A 17,956-nucleotide genomic window follows, 5' to 3' on the forward strand; every position below is an offset into this window, starting at 1 on the left:
CAAACGCCGATTGACAAATAAATTTACACTCTTAATTCTTCTTTTCTTTCTTTTTGCCGGAATTAACGCCCATTCTCAAGTTACGCCGACAAGATCAGGAACTGATTCGCTCAAAAATTCCTTCAATTTGCGCGAAAAACAAATATTAGGTTTGCGGACCTACAATAATCCTTTTTTGCCATTACCAGAAAACGTTAAGCGCGAAGTTGAATTCGATGCAGTAAACAAACGTTATGTTATAACGGAGAAGATAGGGGATAAATTGTATTCGCCACCACAATATTTAACTATTGAGCAATATTTGCGATTGGTTAATAGCGAAATCAAACGCGAAAACTGGAGAATCCTATCCAATGCAGAAATTGCCGATGTAAGAAAAACCGGAATAATTCCTCAGGTAAAGGTGAACAGCCGTGTTTTCGAGAAAATTTTCGGTGGTACTACCATCGATATCCAGCCAAGGGGAGAGGCCGAGCTTACCTTTTTGGGTCGTATCAATAAAAACGAAAATCCTTTATTCAACGAACGCCAGCGCGTACAAAGCAATTTTGATTTCAACCAACGCATCCAAATGGACGTAGTGGGCGATATCGGAACCAAGATGAAGATCAAAATGAACTACAATACAGAAGCGCAGTTCGATTTTGAAAATCAGATCAAGTTAGACTATACCGGTGGCAAAGACGATATCATCAAAAAAATTGAAGCAGGTAACGTAAGCCTGCCGCTTAACAGTACCTTGATTAACGGTACCCAAGCCTTGTTTGGGGTAAAAACCCAATTGCAGTTTGGCAAGTTGGATGTTGCCGCGGTTTTTACCCAACAAAAATCGCAATCGAAAGAATTGCAGATCAATAACGGGGCACAACAGAACGAATTTAGGATCAGTGGCAGCGAGTACGAAGCCAATAAACACTATTTTTTGGCCAAATACTTTAGGGACAATTACAACAGGGCGCTTGCTAATCCGCCAACCATACTTTCGGGTGTTTTAATCACCAAAATAGAGGTTTGGATTACCAATAAAACAGGCAATACACAAGATTCGAGGGATGTATTGGCTTTCTTGGATCTAGGTGAAAACCAGCCACGCAATACGGCACAAATCACTGGGGGTGGCTCGGTGTTGCCATCGGGATTTACCAATCCAACTTTCCCAAATGCATCTAATACTTTGTTGGCCAATTTGCCTCCAGATGCAAGGCTGACCAATTCTAATTCGGTTATCAATTATTTTCAGGCAAACGGCTCTACAGATAACTTCGCTAAGTTAACCTACGCCAGAAAACTAACCGAGCGCGAATATAGTTACCAGCCACAGTTGGGTTATATCTCTTTAAACAATGCCTTAAATGCCGATGAGGTATTGGCCGTTTCTTATCGCTATACCTACAATGGAGTTGAATACCAAGTGGGTGAGTTCTCAACCGATGTTTCGTTTGATCAGGGTACACCGAAGGTGCTTTACTCTAAATTGTTAAAGAACGAAACCATCAAAACCAATTTGCCAACTTGGGACTTGATGATGAAAAACATCTATTCCATCGGTGGCTACCAGATCAGTCCGCAGAACTTTAAATTAGACATCTTCAGGATCGACGATAAAACGGGTATCGAAATGCCTTTGATTAGAGAAGGTTCGAGAACTGCACTAAAGCAGTACATTTCTTTAACCAATTTAGATCAGTTGAACCAGCAGAAGGAGCGTAAGCCTGATGGTGTATTCGATTTTGAAGCAGAGGACAAGCCTTTTTCTAGTGCTGCCCAAAACCAGAACAACTACTCGAGCAGCTATTCGCCAACCGGTACCGGATTAACCAATTTGATTAATAATACCAATAACGGTTATGTAACCATCGATCCTTTAAACGGAAGGGTTATTTTTCCGGTAATCGAACCTTTTGGCAACGATTTGGCTGCCAAGTTCAGCCTGCCTGGAGAGCAACCATTGGCTGATAAATATACCTATCCGCAGTTATATGATTCGACCAAGGTAGTAGCGCAACAATTGTTCAGCAATAAGAATCTTTACATCATAAAAGGGGCCTATCAATCTGAAATTGCCTCAGAGTTTTCACTCAATGCCATCAACGTTACCAAAGGCTCGGTAAGGGTTTTTGCCGGAACCATTCCTTTGCAGGAGGGAACCGATTTTACGGTTGATTATGACATGGGCAGGGTGAAAATCGTGAATACAGCCTTGCTCACTTCTGGTCAGCCTATAAGGATTACCACAGAAAACAACGAGCTTTTTGGCCTGCAGCAGCGGTCGCTTTTTGGTGCCCGCTTAGACTACCACGTTAACAACAAGCTGAACATTGGCGGTACTTTCATGAATCTTACCGAAAAGCCCTTGACACAAAAGGTAAATTACATGGAAGAGCCGATTTCTAACAGTATTTTCGGTTTGGATTTTAACTATAGTTCGCCATCGAGATGGCTGACCAAAATGGTTGATAAGCTGCCACTCATTTCTACCAAGGCGCCATCTAGCATCACCTTTGGAGGCGAATACGCCCAGCTTATTCCAGGGCATCCGAGTGCCATTAATTCGGGTGGCGATAAGGGCGGTTCAAGTTACCTGGATGATTTTGAAGCTTCGCGTTCTATCATCGACCTTAAGAGTTCAGTGCCATGGCAGATTTCGGGTACCCCACAAATGTTCTCGGAATCGCAATTGGTTGATAATTTGGCCTATGGATATAACCGTGCCAAATTGGCCTTCTATAACATCGACCCGGCATTTTATAACAACAATTCGAACATCATCCCAGCCAGTTTAAGAAATAACAGAAACGAACTTTCTAACCATTATGTAAGGGAAGTGCTAGAGCAGGAGGTATTTCCTTTCAAAGAAATCAGTACTGGTCAGCCTTTAAACCTGCCCACCTTAGATTTGGCTTATTATCCGATGTTGCGTGGCCCTTATAACTATGCAACTACGGGCTTTAGTCCAAATGGACAGCTGAACAACCCACGGTCGCGTTGGGGCGGGATCATGAGAAGGATCGATATCAACGATTTTGAAGCCAATAACATCGAATACATTGAGCTTTGGGTAATGGATCCTTACATGTACAAAACTACTTCGCTAGGAGGTGATTTGTATTTTAACATCGGAAACATCTCTGAAGATATCTTAAAAGACGGCAGAAAATCGCTGGAGAATAGTTTGCCTGCAAATGGTGATCCTTCTAAGTATGAGGAAACCAATTGGGGCAGGGTAGCCAAGCTGCAGCCGGTAATTCAGGCATTCGATAACGATCCTGCAGCCAGAAAGGCACAAGATGTAGGTTTAGATGGATTGTCTAACGCCAACGAAAAAACAAAGTTTGCCAACCAGATTAACCAAATCAGGGCACAGTTGAATCCAGATGTGGCTTTGGCATTTGAGAATGACCCGTCATCAGATGATTATTCTTATTTCAGGGGCAATGACCTTGATTTGCAGAATGCCGGTATCTTAAAACGCTATCAAAACTATAATGGTCCTGAGGGCAACTCTAAAACTTCGCAGCAATCTTTAGACGAGTTAGGAATTGAAAACTCTGCTTCTACTTCGCTTCCAGATGGGGAAGATATTAACAGGGACAACAACATGACCCAGAGCGACGAATATTTCCAATATAAGATTTCGATGCGTCCGGGCGATTTGGAAGTAGGAAAGAAATATGTAACCGATAAAGTGGTATCTCAAGTGAAGTTGGCCAACGGGCAGACCCAAAGTGCCACTTGGTATCAAATTCGCATTCCTCTAGCACAGTTCGACGAAAAAGTAGGGGGCATTCAAGATTTTAAATCGATTCGTTTCATCCGGATGTTCATGACCAATTTTGCCGATACTACGGTGTTAAGGTTTGGAAAAATACAATTGGTAAGGGGCGAATGGCGACAATACAATGCCAAAAATGAGGCCCTTCAGGTAATTGCAGATCCTGCACTCCAGCCTGCAAATCCAGATCAATCGACAATCGAAGTTGCTACGGTAAATATTGAAGAAAATGGTAAGCGTACGCCTATTCCTTATGTGGTTCCTCCAGGCATTATCCGCGAACGCGACTTCAGCAATTACCGTGGAGATACCCGCCAAAATGAGCAATCACTTTCGGTAATTATCAACAAACTCAGAGACGGTTATGGCCGAGCGGCTTTTAAAACAGCCATCAACGATTTTAGGTCGTACAAGCGATTGGAAATGTATATCCATGCCGAGGCCATTGGCACTAATAATCCTTTGAATGATAACGATATCAGCGCATTCTTGCGGATTGGTACCGATAACCAAGATAACTACTACGAATATAACCAGCCCTTAAAAATTACGCAGCCAGGAACGAGCGATCCTTACGCCATTTGGCCAGATGCCAATAAAATGGACATCCAATTGGAGCTTTTCCAAAAGGCAAAAATTGCAAGGAATAATGCGAGGATTGCAGGAGGTGCAGCATGGCCTATCAATGTGCCGTTTGTGTACATCGATGGAGCCAATACCATTATCGTAAAGGGACAGCCCGATATGAGTAAGGTTAGGGTTTACATGTTGGGTATTAAAAATCCATTGCGCAATGCGGCTTCGCCAGCTGGCGATGATGGTGCAGATAAATATGCTCAAGTATGGTTTAACGAATTGCGCCTAACCGAATTTGATGAACGTGGAGGCTGGGCAGCTACAGCACGAATGAATGCCAAGCTCGCCGATTTTGCAGATCTGAATGTTTCTGGAAGCAAATCGACCATCGGTTTTGGTTCTTTAGAGAAAAAAGTGAGCGAGCGTAACCGCTCGGATAATACTTTCTTTGATATTTCTTCGAGTATTGAATTGGGCAAATTGTTGCCACAAAAAACAGGCATCAAAATACCGATGTATGTGAGTTACTCTAAACAGGTAATGACGCCACAGTTCGATCCGCGTACACCGGATATCGAGTTGAAAAATTCGTTGAAAGGGGCTTCGAAAGCACAGAAAGATTCGATCTTGAATTTCGCGCAAGACTATACCACCAGGAGCAGCATCAACTTTACCAACGTACGCAAAGAGCGAACCAATACTGAAAAACCGGTGCGTTTATGGGATATCGAAAATTTTAACGTTTCTTATGCACAAACCAAGTTTGCCCATCGCGATTTTGTGAACGAGAGCAGCATACAACATACGTATAGGGCTTCTTTGGGCTATAATTATACCGGAACTTCAAAAAGCTATCAGCCATTTGATAAACTCATTAAATCGAACACGCTTAAGTTGCTGAAGGATTTCAACTTCACCTTATTGCCGAGTTCGATCAATTTCAGGATTGATGTAGACAGGTTCTATTCTGAAAATACGCTCCGCAACAACGATCCGAACAATTACATTCCGATCAATACTACTTTCAACAAGAACTTCTTGATTTCGAGGGTATATGGCATTGCCTGGGATTTGACCAAGTCCTTAAGTCTTGATTTCGATGCAACCAATTATTCGATTGTTGATGAGCCCGAAGGCAGGATTACAGGCTTAAAACGCGATACGCTTTGGCAAAACCTGAAGAACCTGGGTCGTACTACAGATTACAGCCATAACCTGAACATAAGGTATAATTTGCCGATCAGTAAAATTCCGGGGTTGGATTGGGTGAATGTGGCTACCGTATATGGCACCAGCTTTAACTGGCAAACCGAACCTTTGTCTACCTTAAGAGATCCGAACATCAATTTAGGTAATACCATTCAGAACTCTAGGACCATACAGCTCAATCCAACGTTGACCATGACTGGCTTGTATCGCAAGTTTGGTTTCATCAAACGTAATTTAAACAAAACTGATACGGTAACCAGCTTCTCGGATATATTGATCGGTTTGGTGACCAGTATCAAGAGTATTAATGTGGCCTTTACGCAAACCAAGGGTACATTCTTGCCGGGTTATTTGCCTAAAACCAAGTTCTTTGGTATAGATCCGTCATCGGGTGCACCAGGCTTAGGCTTTGTATTTGGTAGCCAGCGAGACATTAGGCTGATGGCTTTGAACGATGGCTGGTTAACTACTGATGAGAACCAAACGCAGCTATACATCAATACGCTGAGAGAAGATTTTCAGTTGACCAGTACCATAGAACCATTACGCGATTTTAAAATCACCTTAAGTGCGACCAAGAACAGAACGCTGAATTATTCGACCAATTTCAGGTATGACAACAGCATTAAAAACTTTAGGAATTTTAGTCCAACTACCACTGGCGATTACAGCATTTCGGTAATTAGCTTGGGTACGGCATTCACAGATAAAAACGGAAGCACGATTTCTAAGCTCTTTAACCAATTTATGGCCAACAGAGTGGTGATATCTAACAGGTTGGGGGCACAAAATCCAAACTCTTCTGGGCAAAATGCGAGTGGCTTTGCCGATGGTTATGACAAGAACGCTCAAGACGTGGTGGTATCTGCATTCATTGCGGCCTATACCGGCAAAAATGCAAGTTCAGTAAGCCTTAACAACTTGCCTAAAATTCCACTTCCCAACTGGAGAATTACGTATTTAGGATTAACCAAAATTCCGTTTATTGGCGATCGTTTTGCCGAATTTGGCCTCAGACACGGCTACCGGTCGCTTTATAGCATCAACGGTTTTAACAGCTTGTTAAAATACCAGGAAACCGATGGCTATGTAAGCAGCAGGGATGTTAACCAGAACTTCTTGCCTTTGTACCAATTTGCGCAGGTAAGTATTTCTGAACAGTTTGCACCATTAATCGGTATCGATACGAAGCTCAAAAATAACTTGACCGCAACCTTTGAGATTAATAAGACCCGTATCCTTGCTCTAAGTTTGTCAAATAGCCAATTGGCGCAATTATCAGAAAACAATTTGGCCTTTGGTTTGGGCTATCGCACCAATAAGTTCAGGTTCCCATTCGGCTGGTTTAGCCAATTGAAAATGGATAACAACATGGATTTTAAACTGGATGTGGCCATAAGGGATAATAAAACGGTAATTTACAGGGCAGATATTACAGAAGCTGAAGTTTCATCGGGAGCCAAGAATATTACCTTGAGGCCGAGCGTTGACTATATATTGAACCAGCGTTTCAATTTGAAGGTTTTCTACGATTCGAATATCACCAAGCCCTATACTTCGCAGTCGTTTAATACCTCTTTCAGCAATTTTGGATTTAGCTTGCGGATTACACTGAATTAATCGTTGTTAGAAAGCGGTTTAATAATTACCTTTGAAGAACTAATCGATAAACGAAAATTTAAAATAACTCATACAAAACAATGAACTTTCCATCAGAATTGAAATACACTAAAGACCATGAATGGGTAAGAGTGTCGGGCAACGAAGCCGTTATTGGTATTACCGATTTTGCACAACGCGAATTGGGCGATATCGTTTATATCGACATCAACACTGTAGGTACTGAAGTAAGCAAAGAAGATGTTTTTGGTACAGTAGAAGCTGTTAAAACTGTATCTGATTTGTTTATGCCATTAACTGCTACTGTACTAGAGGTGAACAACGACTTGAACGACAATCCAGAATTGGTAAACTCAGATCCATACGGAAAAGGCTGGATGGTAAAAGTAGCTTTGGCCAATGCTGCTGATGCAGAAGGTTTGTTGAGTGCCGATGAGTACAAAGAACTGGTAGGCGCATAAGCATGAAAAAATTTGGAGTGCTAAGGTCGCAGGTGTGGGCCGTTATTTGGACCATTGTGATCTTAGTGCTCTGTAACATCAAGATGCCAGACTCAGATAGTGGGACTGGCTTTTTCTTTGAAGGATTTGATAAAATGGCACACCTTGGCTTTTTCTATATACTCAGCGTATTGCTGTTCTACGGAAAAATCAGGTACCAGCATAATTACAGTTTTCGCTCGCTAACCATATTTAAAATTGTGCTGATCTCGGCCGTTATAGGCGGAGGGATAGAACTGTTGCAATGGAAAGTTTTTACTTATCGATCTGCCGAATGGTGGGATTTCGCCTGCGACATGATCGGTACTTTTATGGGCGTATTTAGTTATATTTTATTGCACCTGTCAAATTACAATGAGACAAAGGTTTAATCTGATTATTATTTTATTGTTAAGCTTTCTGCTTTGTGGCTGCGGTTTGTTTAAGCCATCGTGCTATTGCCCCAAGTTGCCTCGTTCACATTACCAGGCACATTAATAGGTCTTTAGACCTCAATTCCCTTATCGCTTTGCGCTATTGTAGCCAAGAGCTCTGTAACGGTAAAGTTAGTTGTATTTAAATTGTTACCCATATTTTAACACATCTTAACAAACTTTTGAGGCTTGCACTAGTCTGATAGGGTAACTTTACAAAATTATATAAAAATTGAAATGAAGAATTTGATTAAAAGTACAATACTAATTGCCTTCTTATTTGTAAGCTATTTTGCCCAGGCACAATCGGGCGGATCGGTTACTGGAAAGGTAGTAAACGGCAAGGATAAATCGCCGGTTGACTATGCTTCTGTGGCCATCAAAAAAGTAAGTGATTCATCTACGGTTGGCGGAACCAATACTTCGGCAACTGGTACTTTTACCATTGGTGGCCTAGCCCCAGGTAAATATAAATTATATGTAGCCTATCTAGGTTTTAAAACCATTACCCAAGACTTCGAACTTACCGCAGCCAAACCAACAATGAGTTTTGGTACGCTGAGCATGGAAGATACCGGCGTAACCTTAAAAGGTGTAGAAATTAAAGGCGAAATTCCTCCGGTAGTAGTTAAAAAAGATACTTTGGAAATCAGTGCATCAACCATTAAGGTGAAAGAAAATGCAGTGGTGGAAGACCTATTGAAAAAGGTACCTGGTGTTGACGTAGCCAAAGATGGTAGCGTAACTGCACAGGGCGAGAAAATTACTAAAGTAAGGGTTGATGGTAAAGACTTTATGGGCAACGACCCATTGTTGGCGACCAGAAACTTGCCAGCTGACATGGTTGACAAAATCCAAATCATCGACGATTTGTCTGATCAATCTAAATTTTCTGGTGTTGACGATGGCAACCGTGAAAAAATCATCAACATTACAACCAAACAAGATAAAAAACACGGTTATTTTGGAAACACGACTTTAGGTTATGGTTCTGACGATCGGTATGACGTAAACGTAAACGTAAATAAATTCAATAACAACCAACAGTTCTCTTTAATCGGCCAGTTTAACAACGTAAACAAACAAAACTTTGGTGGCGGTATTACTGGCGGTGGCGGGGGTGGCCGTGGTATCCAGTTTGGCGGGGGCGGTGGCGCAACACAAGCGGGTATTACAACAACCAATGCAGCAGGTATCAACTTTTCTGATACTTACGATGACCAAACCCAGATCAACGGTAGCTATTTCTTTAACAAGACTTCATTGTTCAATACCAACAATACCTTTACGCAAAACTTATTGGGTAATAACACAACAACCAACCTAAGCGATTTAAACAGTACCACAGAACGTATCAACCATAGGTTTAACTTTACGATCGACACGAAATTAGACTCGATGACTTCGATCAGGGTACAGCCACAAATCTCTTATACCAAAAACAGTGCGCTAAGTACCAGCAACTACGATAGGAATGTAGATGATGTAAATACGATAGGTATGCAAAGACTTAATACCGGATCAGAATCGCCTGTAATCAGTAATAACTTGTTGATCCGTAGAAAATTCCAGCGCAGAGGTCGTACCTTGTCATTGAATGTAAATACCAACATCAACGATAATGATGCCGACAACTTCAATTACATTAATGAAGATAAAAGGGATGGCGCTTCAGTATCGAAAAACCTGCTTGACCAGCTCAACGACCAAAATTCAAGCTCGTTAAGCAATACGGCAAGGTTGGTATATACTGAGCCTTTGTCTAAAACCTTAAGCTTGGAATTCAACTATCAAAATGGTTATAACCACGATAACAAAGAAAGATTGGTGTATGATTTTAACTTGGCAACACAAGCTTATGATATTAAAAACAATAAGTATAGCAACCAGTTCGAGAATACAACCTTAACCAATGCCTTGGGTTTCAGTTTCAATGGAAACGAGAAAAAATACAACTGGAACGTAGGTGTAGCGGTGCAACGTACTAACCGTGAAAACGACAACCAGACTACTGGAAACGTATTTACGCAGAACTTTACCAATATTACGCCTTCGGCTCAGTTCAGGTATAACTTTAGCAATACCAAACGTTTAAACATCAGGTATAACGGCCGTACCAATCAGCCAAGCATCGATCAGATCCAGCCGATTCCGGATAATACCAATACACAGACCATTGTTTTGGGTAATCCTAACTTAAAGCCTTCGTTCTCGAACTCGTTGAACATCTTTTTCAATAACTTCGATTTCGCCAGCTATCGTACTTTGTTTATTGGCGCATTCATTACCCAAACTTTTAACGATTTTGCCAACAATCAAACCTTGATTACCGATAAAACAAGTGAAGACTACGGTAAAATTGCGAACAGCTATATAAACGTTGATGGTAATTTTAACGCCAGTGTTTTTGGAAACTTGGGTCAGCCGCTCATCACAGGCAATAAATTAACCTTGCAGATCAGCCTAAGTGGTAACTACGGTAAATCGACTAACATTACCAACTCGTTAACCAACGTAACCAAAAGCAGCTCACTTACCAATGGCTATAAATTGGTATCTAACTTAGATAAACTCGATTTGATTGCTGGTATTTCTGGAAACTGGAGCCATAGTAATTTCACTATTGGCAATCCAACCAACTTCTATACCTTGGCACCAAACATCGATGTGAGTTATTTGTTCCCAGGCAATATTCGTTTGCAAACCGATGTAACCTATAACAAAACCACTGGTAGGGGCGATGCCTACAATACCGACTATACCATCATCAATGGTTATATCAGTCGCCAGTTCTTTAACAACAGGGGTACATTTAAATTGGCTGTAAACGATTTGTTGAACCAGAACACAGGTATCTCTCGTACAGCTACCAACAATAGCATCGTAGATTCGAATTTCAACGTATTGAAACGCTACTATATGTTCTCGTTCACTTATTCGTTAAACAGAGTAGGTGGCAGAACAATGAACATGCAAGGACCAGGTGGTCCGGGCGGTGGCCAAAGAATGAGAATGGGTGGCATGGGCGGTATGTAAGCCTTACACCAGCAAATTATAAGATCGCCATCAGATTAATTTCTGATGGCGTTTTTTTTAACAAAATTTAACTATAAAAATAGTTGTTTTGTACTATGTTTTTAGTTAGTTTAGAAAAACCAAACTAAAAACTCCGATGAAACTGCTTTATCCTGCTCTTTTTCTGCTCCTTTTCTTGAGTGCAACGCGATCATTTGCACAACAAAAAAACTCAGGTACCGTAAAGGGCAAAACGCTCGATGCCAAGACCAAAAAACCTATCGACTTTGTTTCTTTTGCGGTTAAAAACGTAAAGGACTCCACAGTGGCCAGTATGGGAGCCACTGCTTCCGATGGAAGTTTCACCTCGAAAAGCCTCCCTTTTGGCCAGTATAAGTTTTATGCTGCTTTAATTGGCTACAAGCCGATTATCAAGGCTTTCGAGCTCACTCCAACAAAGCCTCTTGTTGACTTTGGTGCCCTGGAAATGGAAGAAAGCGCTATTACCTTGAACGATGTACTCATTAAGGGCGAGCTATTGCCTATGATCATTAAAAAAGATACTATAGAGTTTACTGCCGATGCTTTTAAAACCCAGGCTGATGCTAACGTAGAAGATGTGCTGAAAGTAATGCCAGGTATGGAAGTAGACAAGGATGGTAATATTACTTTTAATGGCAAGAAGATCGACCGGGTATTGGTTGATGGAAAGGAATTCTTTGGTAAAGATCCCAAAACCGCCACGCAGAACCTGCCCAAAGAAATCGTTAATAAAATTCAGGTCATCGAAAAGAAAACCGATGATGCCATATTTAAAGGCATCGACGATGGCAAGCGCGAAAATGTGCTAAATATTACCCTGAAAGAAGACAAAAAGAAAGGCTATTTCGGGAATATTGCTGCCGGCAAGGGAAACAGCAGCTTATATGATGCCTCCACGAGTATCAATCGCTTTAATGGCAAGCAGCAGCTCTCCATTATCGGTTTGGCCAACAACATCAATAAAACGGGTTTCTCTTATTCAGACCTGAGCGACTTTTTAGGAGGCGATGTGTTTGGTTCGGGCATGGTAAGCTCAGTTATGGTTGATGGAAGTGGAAATATTTCGGTGGGCTTAAATGGCGATGATGGATTTGGCGGCGGCGGCGGCGGCATTAACGACAACAAAGGCGTTGGCATCAATTATAACGATGAATGGGGCAAAGACCAAAAGTTCCCCAACAAGATCTCCTTTAGCTATATGTTCAACAAAAATTATGGCATCCGCCAGAGCTTGTCGAGCAGGTTAAACCTATTGGGTGAGGATAGCTATTTCAACGATAAAAGCAATGATGCTACCACAACGAGTAACCGCCATCGTTTTACGATGCGTTTAGACTTGGCTCTGGATTCGACCGCTAAAATTCAGTTTACCCCAAACTTTGGCTTTAGTGGCTCGGATTCCGAAAACAGCTCTATTTTTAGTTCCTACACCCAAGCTACACAGGCAAATATCAATAAGGGTAATTCTTTAAACACCAATAACAACAAAACTCCGGGTTTTGGAGGGAGGCTTTCCTTTAATAAAAAGCTGAGCAAAAAAGGAAGGACCTTCACCTTATCGGCCAATGGCAACAAAAGCAATTCTTCATTAGATGGGCTCAACCTTTCCAACATTACCATTAACAATAATGGTACACCAACCACTACAGTACTCAATCAGTTGATAGACCAGGCTGGAGATGTAAATGGTTATGGCTTGGGTGCCGATTATTCCGAACCCCTAAGCAAAAAGCTAAGTTTGAGTGCCGGCTACAGCTATAGCAAAAGAGAAGATGTAATTGAGCGCATGGTATATGATTACAATACGGCTAGTACCCGTTACGACCTGAGGAACGATGACCTTTCTCGCAATCTGGAAAACTTTAACGAAACACATAGTATCGGACTCAGGCTAAATTATAATTCTGGCGAGAAGCTGACGATGGGCTTAAATGTAGATCAGAAATTTACGGCCTTGAAAGGCAGCAACCTCATGAGCAATACGAGCATTGCCAACGATTACACCTGGCTGCAGCCAAATCTATACCTTTCGTATAAGCTCAATAAAACGTCTAGCCTTTCGGTTTATGCCAATCGGTACGTAAGTACGCCGAGCATTTCTCAGTTGCAACCCATTACAGACAACTCAAATCCATTACAGAAAATCACAGGTAACCCTAACCTAAAGCCCTCTAAACAAAATAGCATAAGCCTTTCTTATAACAGGTTTAACCCAACTGCCGGCAGCAGCATTAACTTTAACGCCAGCTTTAACCATAATCAAGATCAAGTTATGAACAACACGGTGTTTGATGCAAATACTGGTGTGCAAACTACTGTTTACGATAACATTAGCGGAAACTATAGCTTTAGCGGCCGTTTGGGCGGAAGTTTCAAGGTAAAAAGCCTGAACCTTACCTTTAACCCCAATGTAAGTTTAGGCTATAACAAGAACCTGTCTTTCTTAGATAATAAAATTGTAGGCTCCCATTCGGTAAATTATTCTTTTGGTACAGGTATCAATTATGCAATTGGCTCAGACCTGCAATTGTTTAATAGAATTGGCGGAAGTACCAGGGTGGTTAGCTATGATTACAATAACCTAAAAAGCAATACATTTACCAATATTTATAATAGTTTGAGCCTGAATGCGGCCCTGCCTTACGATTTTCGCTTTATCCTGCAGAGCAACCTTACCTATAATGCCAACGTAGCTTTGGGAACAGATAATAATACCATACATATGGCCAATGTGAGTTTCGAAAAAATGTTCCTGAAAAAATCATTAAGCTTAAAGGCAACCGTGTCTGATGTGTTCAATAACAGTCGCAATACTTCGAGGTATGCCAGCGACATTTACATCACAGAAAGTGTAAACCTGGGGATGAGAAGGTACTTTTTATTGGGCTTAACCTATCGTTTGAGGAAGTTTGGCTCAGCAGGAGGTCCGCCTCCACCAAGTGTCATCAGATTTTGACGGGAGCTTATTTGGAATTATTACAAATAAAGGCTAAATTGCGCCTATAATTTCAAATATGAAGCTTTCGCAGTTAAACCCAGGAGAACGAGGAACCATCGTTGCATTTACAGACCTAGAAATGTCTGTGAAGTTAATGGAGATGGGGTGTTTGCCAGGAGAGGTAGTAGAAGTAGAGCGCTTTGCGCCGCTTGGCGACCCGATGGCCATTCGTGTTGCGGGATATCAACTTTGTTTGCGCAAAAGCGAAGCATCAGTTATCCTAATACAATAATATCTTGGCCGATCTAAAAGTTGCACTAGTTGGGAATCCCAATACGGGAAAGTCTACCCTTTTTAATCTCCTTACGGGATTAAATCAGAAAATTGGAAATTTTCCAGGTATCACCGTAGACAAGAAGACTGGACTGAGCAAACTTAATTCGGAAAAAACTGCAGCCATTATCGATTTGCCGGGTACTTACAGCCTGTACCCAAAAAGCAAAGACGAAAGCATCGTTTTTCAGGTGTTGGCCGATAAGAATAATCCCAGTCATCCAGATATGGTGGTACTGGTGGCAGATGCAACCAACCTGCGCAGAAACCTGTTGCTTTGTTCTCAGGTAGCAGATTTGGGACTGCCTATGCTATTGGTGCTGAATATGACAGATATGGCCAAAAAAGAAGGCATCCATATCGATGTAGATAAACTGGCCGAACGTTTAGGCATTCAGGTTATCGCCATGTCGGCTAGAAAGAACGAAGGCCTAGATAAACTTAAAACAGCCATTGCCAATACCACTGCCATTAGTACGCAATTGGCCAGTATCGATTCGCATCAGTTTGCGCCAGAAGCCATCAATGCCATCAAAGCCAAAATCAATACAGCTAACGATTACTATGCTTTGCAGGTGCTCCATCAGCACGAGCATTTGGAGTTTTTTAATGAGCTAGAGCAAGAAGAGATAGAAAAGATTGAGCAATCGCATGGCTTCGAATCTTCAAAAATACAAGGTGCAGAAACAGTGGCCAGGTATCGCTACCTGAGTACGATATTAACCGACGTAGTTTCGGATACTGGCGCAGCCAAAAAGTTCAAGGTAACCGATAAGCTCGATTCGATATTAACGCACAAGTTTTGGGGCTTTATTATCTTTTTGCTGATTCTGTTCTTTATTTTCAATGCCATTTTTTCTTGGTCTACCTATCCAATGGATCTTATCGAAGGCAGCTTTGCCTGGCTAACCGCCTTTGGACATGAACATTTGCCTGATGGGGTTTTAACCAATCTGTTTTTAGATGGTATTGTAGCCGGCTTGGGAGGGATTGTAATTTTCATTCCGCAGATCGCCATTTTGTTTGCGCTAATTTCCATTTTAGAAGATACCGGCTATATGGCTAGGGTAACCTTTATGATGGATAAAATCATGCGTAAGTTTGGGCTCAGTGGCAAATCGGTCGTGCCTATGATTGGAGGTATCGCCTGTGCGGTTCCGTCTATCATGAGTGCCCGTAACATTGAAAACTGGAAAGACAGGATCATTACCATCATGGTTACGCCATTGGTAAGCTGTTCGGCCAGGTTACCGGTTTATACCCTGTTGATCTCGTTGGTAGTTCCAAATGAAAAGATATTGGGCGTCTTCAACAAACAGGGGCTTGCCCTCATGTTAATGTATGTGATCAGTATCGTAGCGGCTGTTTTGGTGGCTTTGGTCATGAAATTCATTATCAAGGCCAAAGAAAAGTCTTATTTCATCATGGAGTTGCCGGTATATCGAATGCCACGTTGGAAAAACGTGCTGTATACCATGTACGAAAAATCCAAAACCTTTGTATTTGAAGCTGGTAAGGTGATTATTGCCATTTCTATTGTATTATGGGTAATGGCCACCTATGGACCATCAAAGCGTTTTGAGGCCATCGAAAAGAAATACGCCGCGATAGAAGTACCCGCAACAGATAGCGTAAAACTGGCGGCATTCGAGAGAGATAAAGCAGCCGAAAAGCTGGAAAATTCTTATGCCGGCATTTTAGGACAAGCTATAGAACCCGTAATCAAACCTCTGGGTTTCGATTGGAAAATAGGCATTGCCCTCATTACTTCTTTTGCTGCGCGTGAAGCCTTTGTGGGCACTATGTCTACCATTTATAGTGTTGATAGTGCCGAGGAGGAAACCACAACCATCCGTAATAAGATGCGTGGCGCCGTTAATCCAGATACGGGAGAACCCATTTTTACTTTTGCCACAGGGTTGTCGCTCATGTTGTTTTATGCCTTCGCTATGCAATGTATGAGTACGGTTGCCATTGTATATCGCGAAACCAAATCGTGGAAATGGCCGGTTATCCAGCTGGTTTATATGACGGCTATGGCTTATGTGGCCAGTCTCATTGCCTTTCAGCTGCTCAAACAATAGCTTTGCGTTTATTGGCTAAGCTTAATTAAGCATGACAATATTTTTGATGGAATTTAATAAATTGCATTAAAAATCTCCTTGAAGAGAAGAACGGTAGAGAATGGACAAAACAGAGGTTCTAGCACAATATATGCCTATTTCGGCAGCACCAATTATATCAAAGTGGATTGATTATTTTCAGTGCGAGTTTAAGATTTCGAAAGACAGAAGTACGAAACTTGGCGATTATAGACATCCTTTCAAGGGAAAAGGACATAAAATTTCGGTTAACAATAGCCTTAATCCTTATGCTTTTTTGGTAACCACGGTGCATGAATTTGCACATCTTTTAACGTGGAACGATCATAAGGGTAAGGTAAAGCCACATGGTGCCGAGTGGAAGTACAATTTTAAAAGGATGATGAAGCCCTTCTTCGAGCTGCAGGTATTTCCTTCAGATATCCATCATACCATTATCAATTACCTCGATAATCCGGCAGCCTCGAGCTGTACCGATCTCAGCCTGGCTAGGGCATTAAAAAAATACGATACCCATCTTTCTACCACCAGGGTCGAAGAATTGCCTATACATACGGTCTTTGTGCTTAAGGATGGCCGTAAATTTAAAAAGGGAGAGCGCATCCGTAAGCGCTACAGGTGTGTTTGTTTAGATAATGGCAATACCTATCTTTTTAATCCGTTGGCAGAAGTTTGGCTAGCTACAGGTACATAAACCGCTTCCTGATCTTTCACGTTCCATTTAAGGTTGAGCTTTTGATCTTTAAAATCGATGGGATTGTTTAGTAAACTATCAATCAATGCATCTTTTTCCTTTACCAGGATACTGGCGCTATAGCTGTTCTGCAGTTTGCTTTTGAGCATGATATACCTCGAATCGGGAAAAGTGGTAATATTTTCGAACACCATTTCGAATTTATCTGTGCCGTTTAAAATATGATTGAGCGTATTTACTTTTTCTAGATAGCTGTGGTCAGAAACTTCAGCCTTGCTTAAGGGAAGATCAATATAAGGCAAATCGGCAATAGATGCTTCGGCCGATGCCGTACGCTCCTCTACTTTAAAAATGGTATTGCTTCGCAAATAAGTACGGCTGTCTTTAAATATAACTCCCGTCTCATTCGTTAGCTGATTCCTGACGGTTTCCAAGATCAGGCTATCGTTCCTAAAGTAGTATTTCTTGGTGTTGTTGCTCAATCCGTTGTAGCCATGTTCAACCAAAAGTATGTTTTGGGCATTGGCACTGTATCGCTCTACAAAAAAAGATAAATCGCCAAGCATGTAAACCAAACTGGTGCTTTTAGTTAAACCAGAAACAGTTTTATCAATGGAATCGGCATAGTGCAAAATGGATTGCGCGTTCAGGTTAGTCGCGTGCTCATCAGCCATCTCTGCCTGCGGATGGTCAGATTTAAACTTAGTACAGCTTAGCATTGTACTAAAAACGCAAAGTAGGA

The 17,956-nt window shown here is 41.6% G+C and carries 9 protein-coding genes; 8 read left to right on the forward strand and 1 reads right to left on the reverse strand.

Annotated elements, in window-relative coordinates; genetic code table 11:
• The first annotated feature begins 10 nt into the window (after nucleotides 1–10).
• From sov to AC570H_RS20315, 8 genes are all read left to right on the forward strand, one after another.
• Nucleotides 11–7,177, forward strand: a complete 7,167-nt coding sequence (gene sov, locus AC570H_RS20280) for a T9SS outer membrane translocon Sov/SprA (RefSeq protein ID WP_497358317.1) — start codon at nucleotides 11–13, stop codon at nucleotides 7,175–7,177.
• A gap of 80 nt (nucleotides 7,178–7,257) precedes the next feature.
• Nucleotides 7,258–7,638 carry a glycine cleavage system protein GcvH gene (gcvH, locus tag AC570H_RS20285; protein WP_497358319.1) on the forward strand — a complete coding sequence of 127 codons (381 nt, stop codon included), beginning with the start codon at nucleotides 7,258–7,260 and terminating at the stop codon, nucleotides 7,636–7,638.
• A 2-nt stretch (nucleotides 7,639–7,640) separates the two neighbouring features.
• Nucleotides 7,641–8,048 carry a VanZ family protein gene (locus AC570H_RS20290; RefSeq protein ID WP_497358321.1) on the forward strand — a complete coding sequence of 136 codons (408 nt, stop codon included), beginning with the start codon at nucleotides 7,641–7,643 and terminating at the stop codon, nucleotides 8,046–8,048.
• A 279-nt stretch (nucleotides 8,049–8,327) separates the two neighbouring features.
• Entirely contained in the window at nucleotides 8,328–11,126 is a 2,799-nt protein-coding gene (locus AC570H_RS20295; RefSeq protein WP_497358323.1) for an outer membrane beta-barrel protein, read from the forward strand.
• Between the two features lie 136 nt (nucleotides 11,127–11,262).
• Entirely contained in the window at nucleotides 11,263–14,103 is a 2,841-nt protein-coding gene (locus AC570H_RS20300) for an outer membrane beta-barrel protein (protein ID WP_497358325.1), read from the forward strand.
• A gap of 58 nt (nucleotides 14,104–14,161) precedes the next feature.
• Entirely contained in the window at nucleotides 14,162–14,377 is a 216-nt protein-coding gene (locus tag AC570H_RS20305) for a FeoA family protein (protein ID WP_199138440.1), read from the forward strand.
• 1 nt (nucleotide 14,378) lies between these two features.
• Nucleotides 14,379–16,502: a ferrous iron transport protein B gene (gene feoB / locus AC570H_RS20310; RefSeq protein WP_497359186.1), complete on the forward strand. Its 2,124-nt coding sequence runs from the start codon at nucleotides 14,379–14,381 to the stop codon at nucleotides 16,500–16,502.
• 100 nt (nucleotides 16,503–16,602) lie between these two features.
• Nucleotides 16,603–17,214 (forward strand): SprT-like domain-containing protein, encoded by a 612-nt coding sequence (locus AC570H_RS20315; protein WP_497358327.1) that lies wholly within the window; start codon nucleotides 16,603–16,605, stop codon nucleotides 17,212–17,214.
• Here AC570H_RS20315 and AC570H_RS20320 read toward each other — a convergent pair.
• Nucleotides 17,166–17,933, reverse strand: coding sequence for a hypothetical protein (locus AC570H_RS20320; RefSeq protein WP_497358330.1), 768 nt, complete (start codon nucleotides 17,931–17,933; stop codon nucleotides 17,166–17,168). The two genes, AC570H_RS20315 and AC570H_RS20320, sit on opposite strands and share 49 nt — an antisense overlap.
• Between the last annotated feature and the right edge of the window lie 23 nt (nucleotides 17,934–17,956).

Source organism: Pedobacter sp. B4419, from assembly GCF_059693725.1.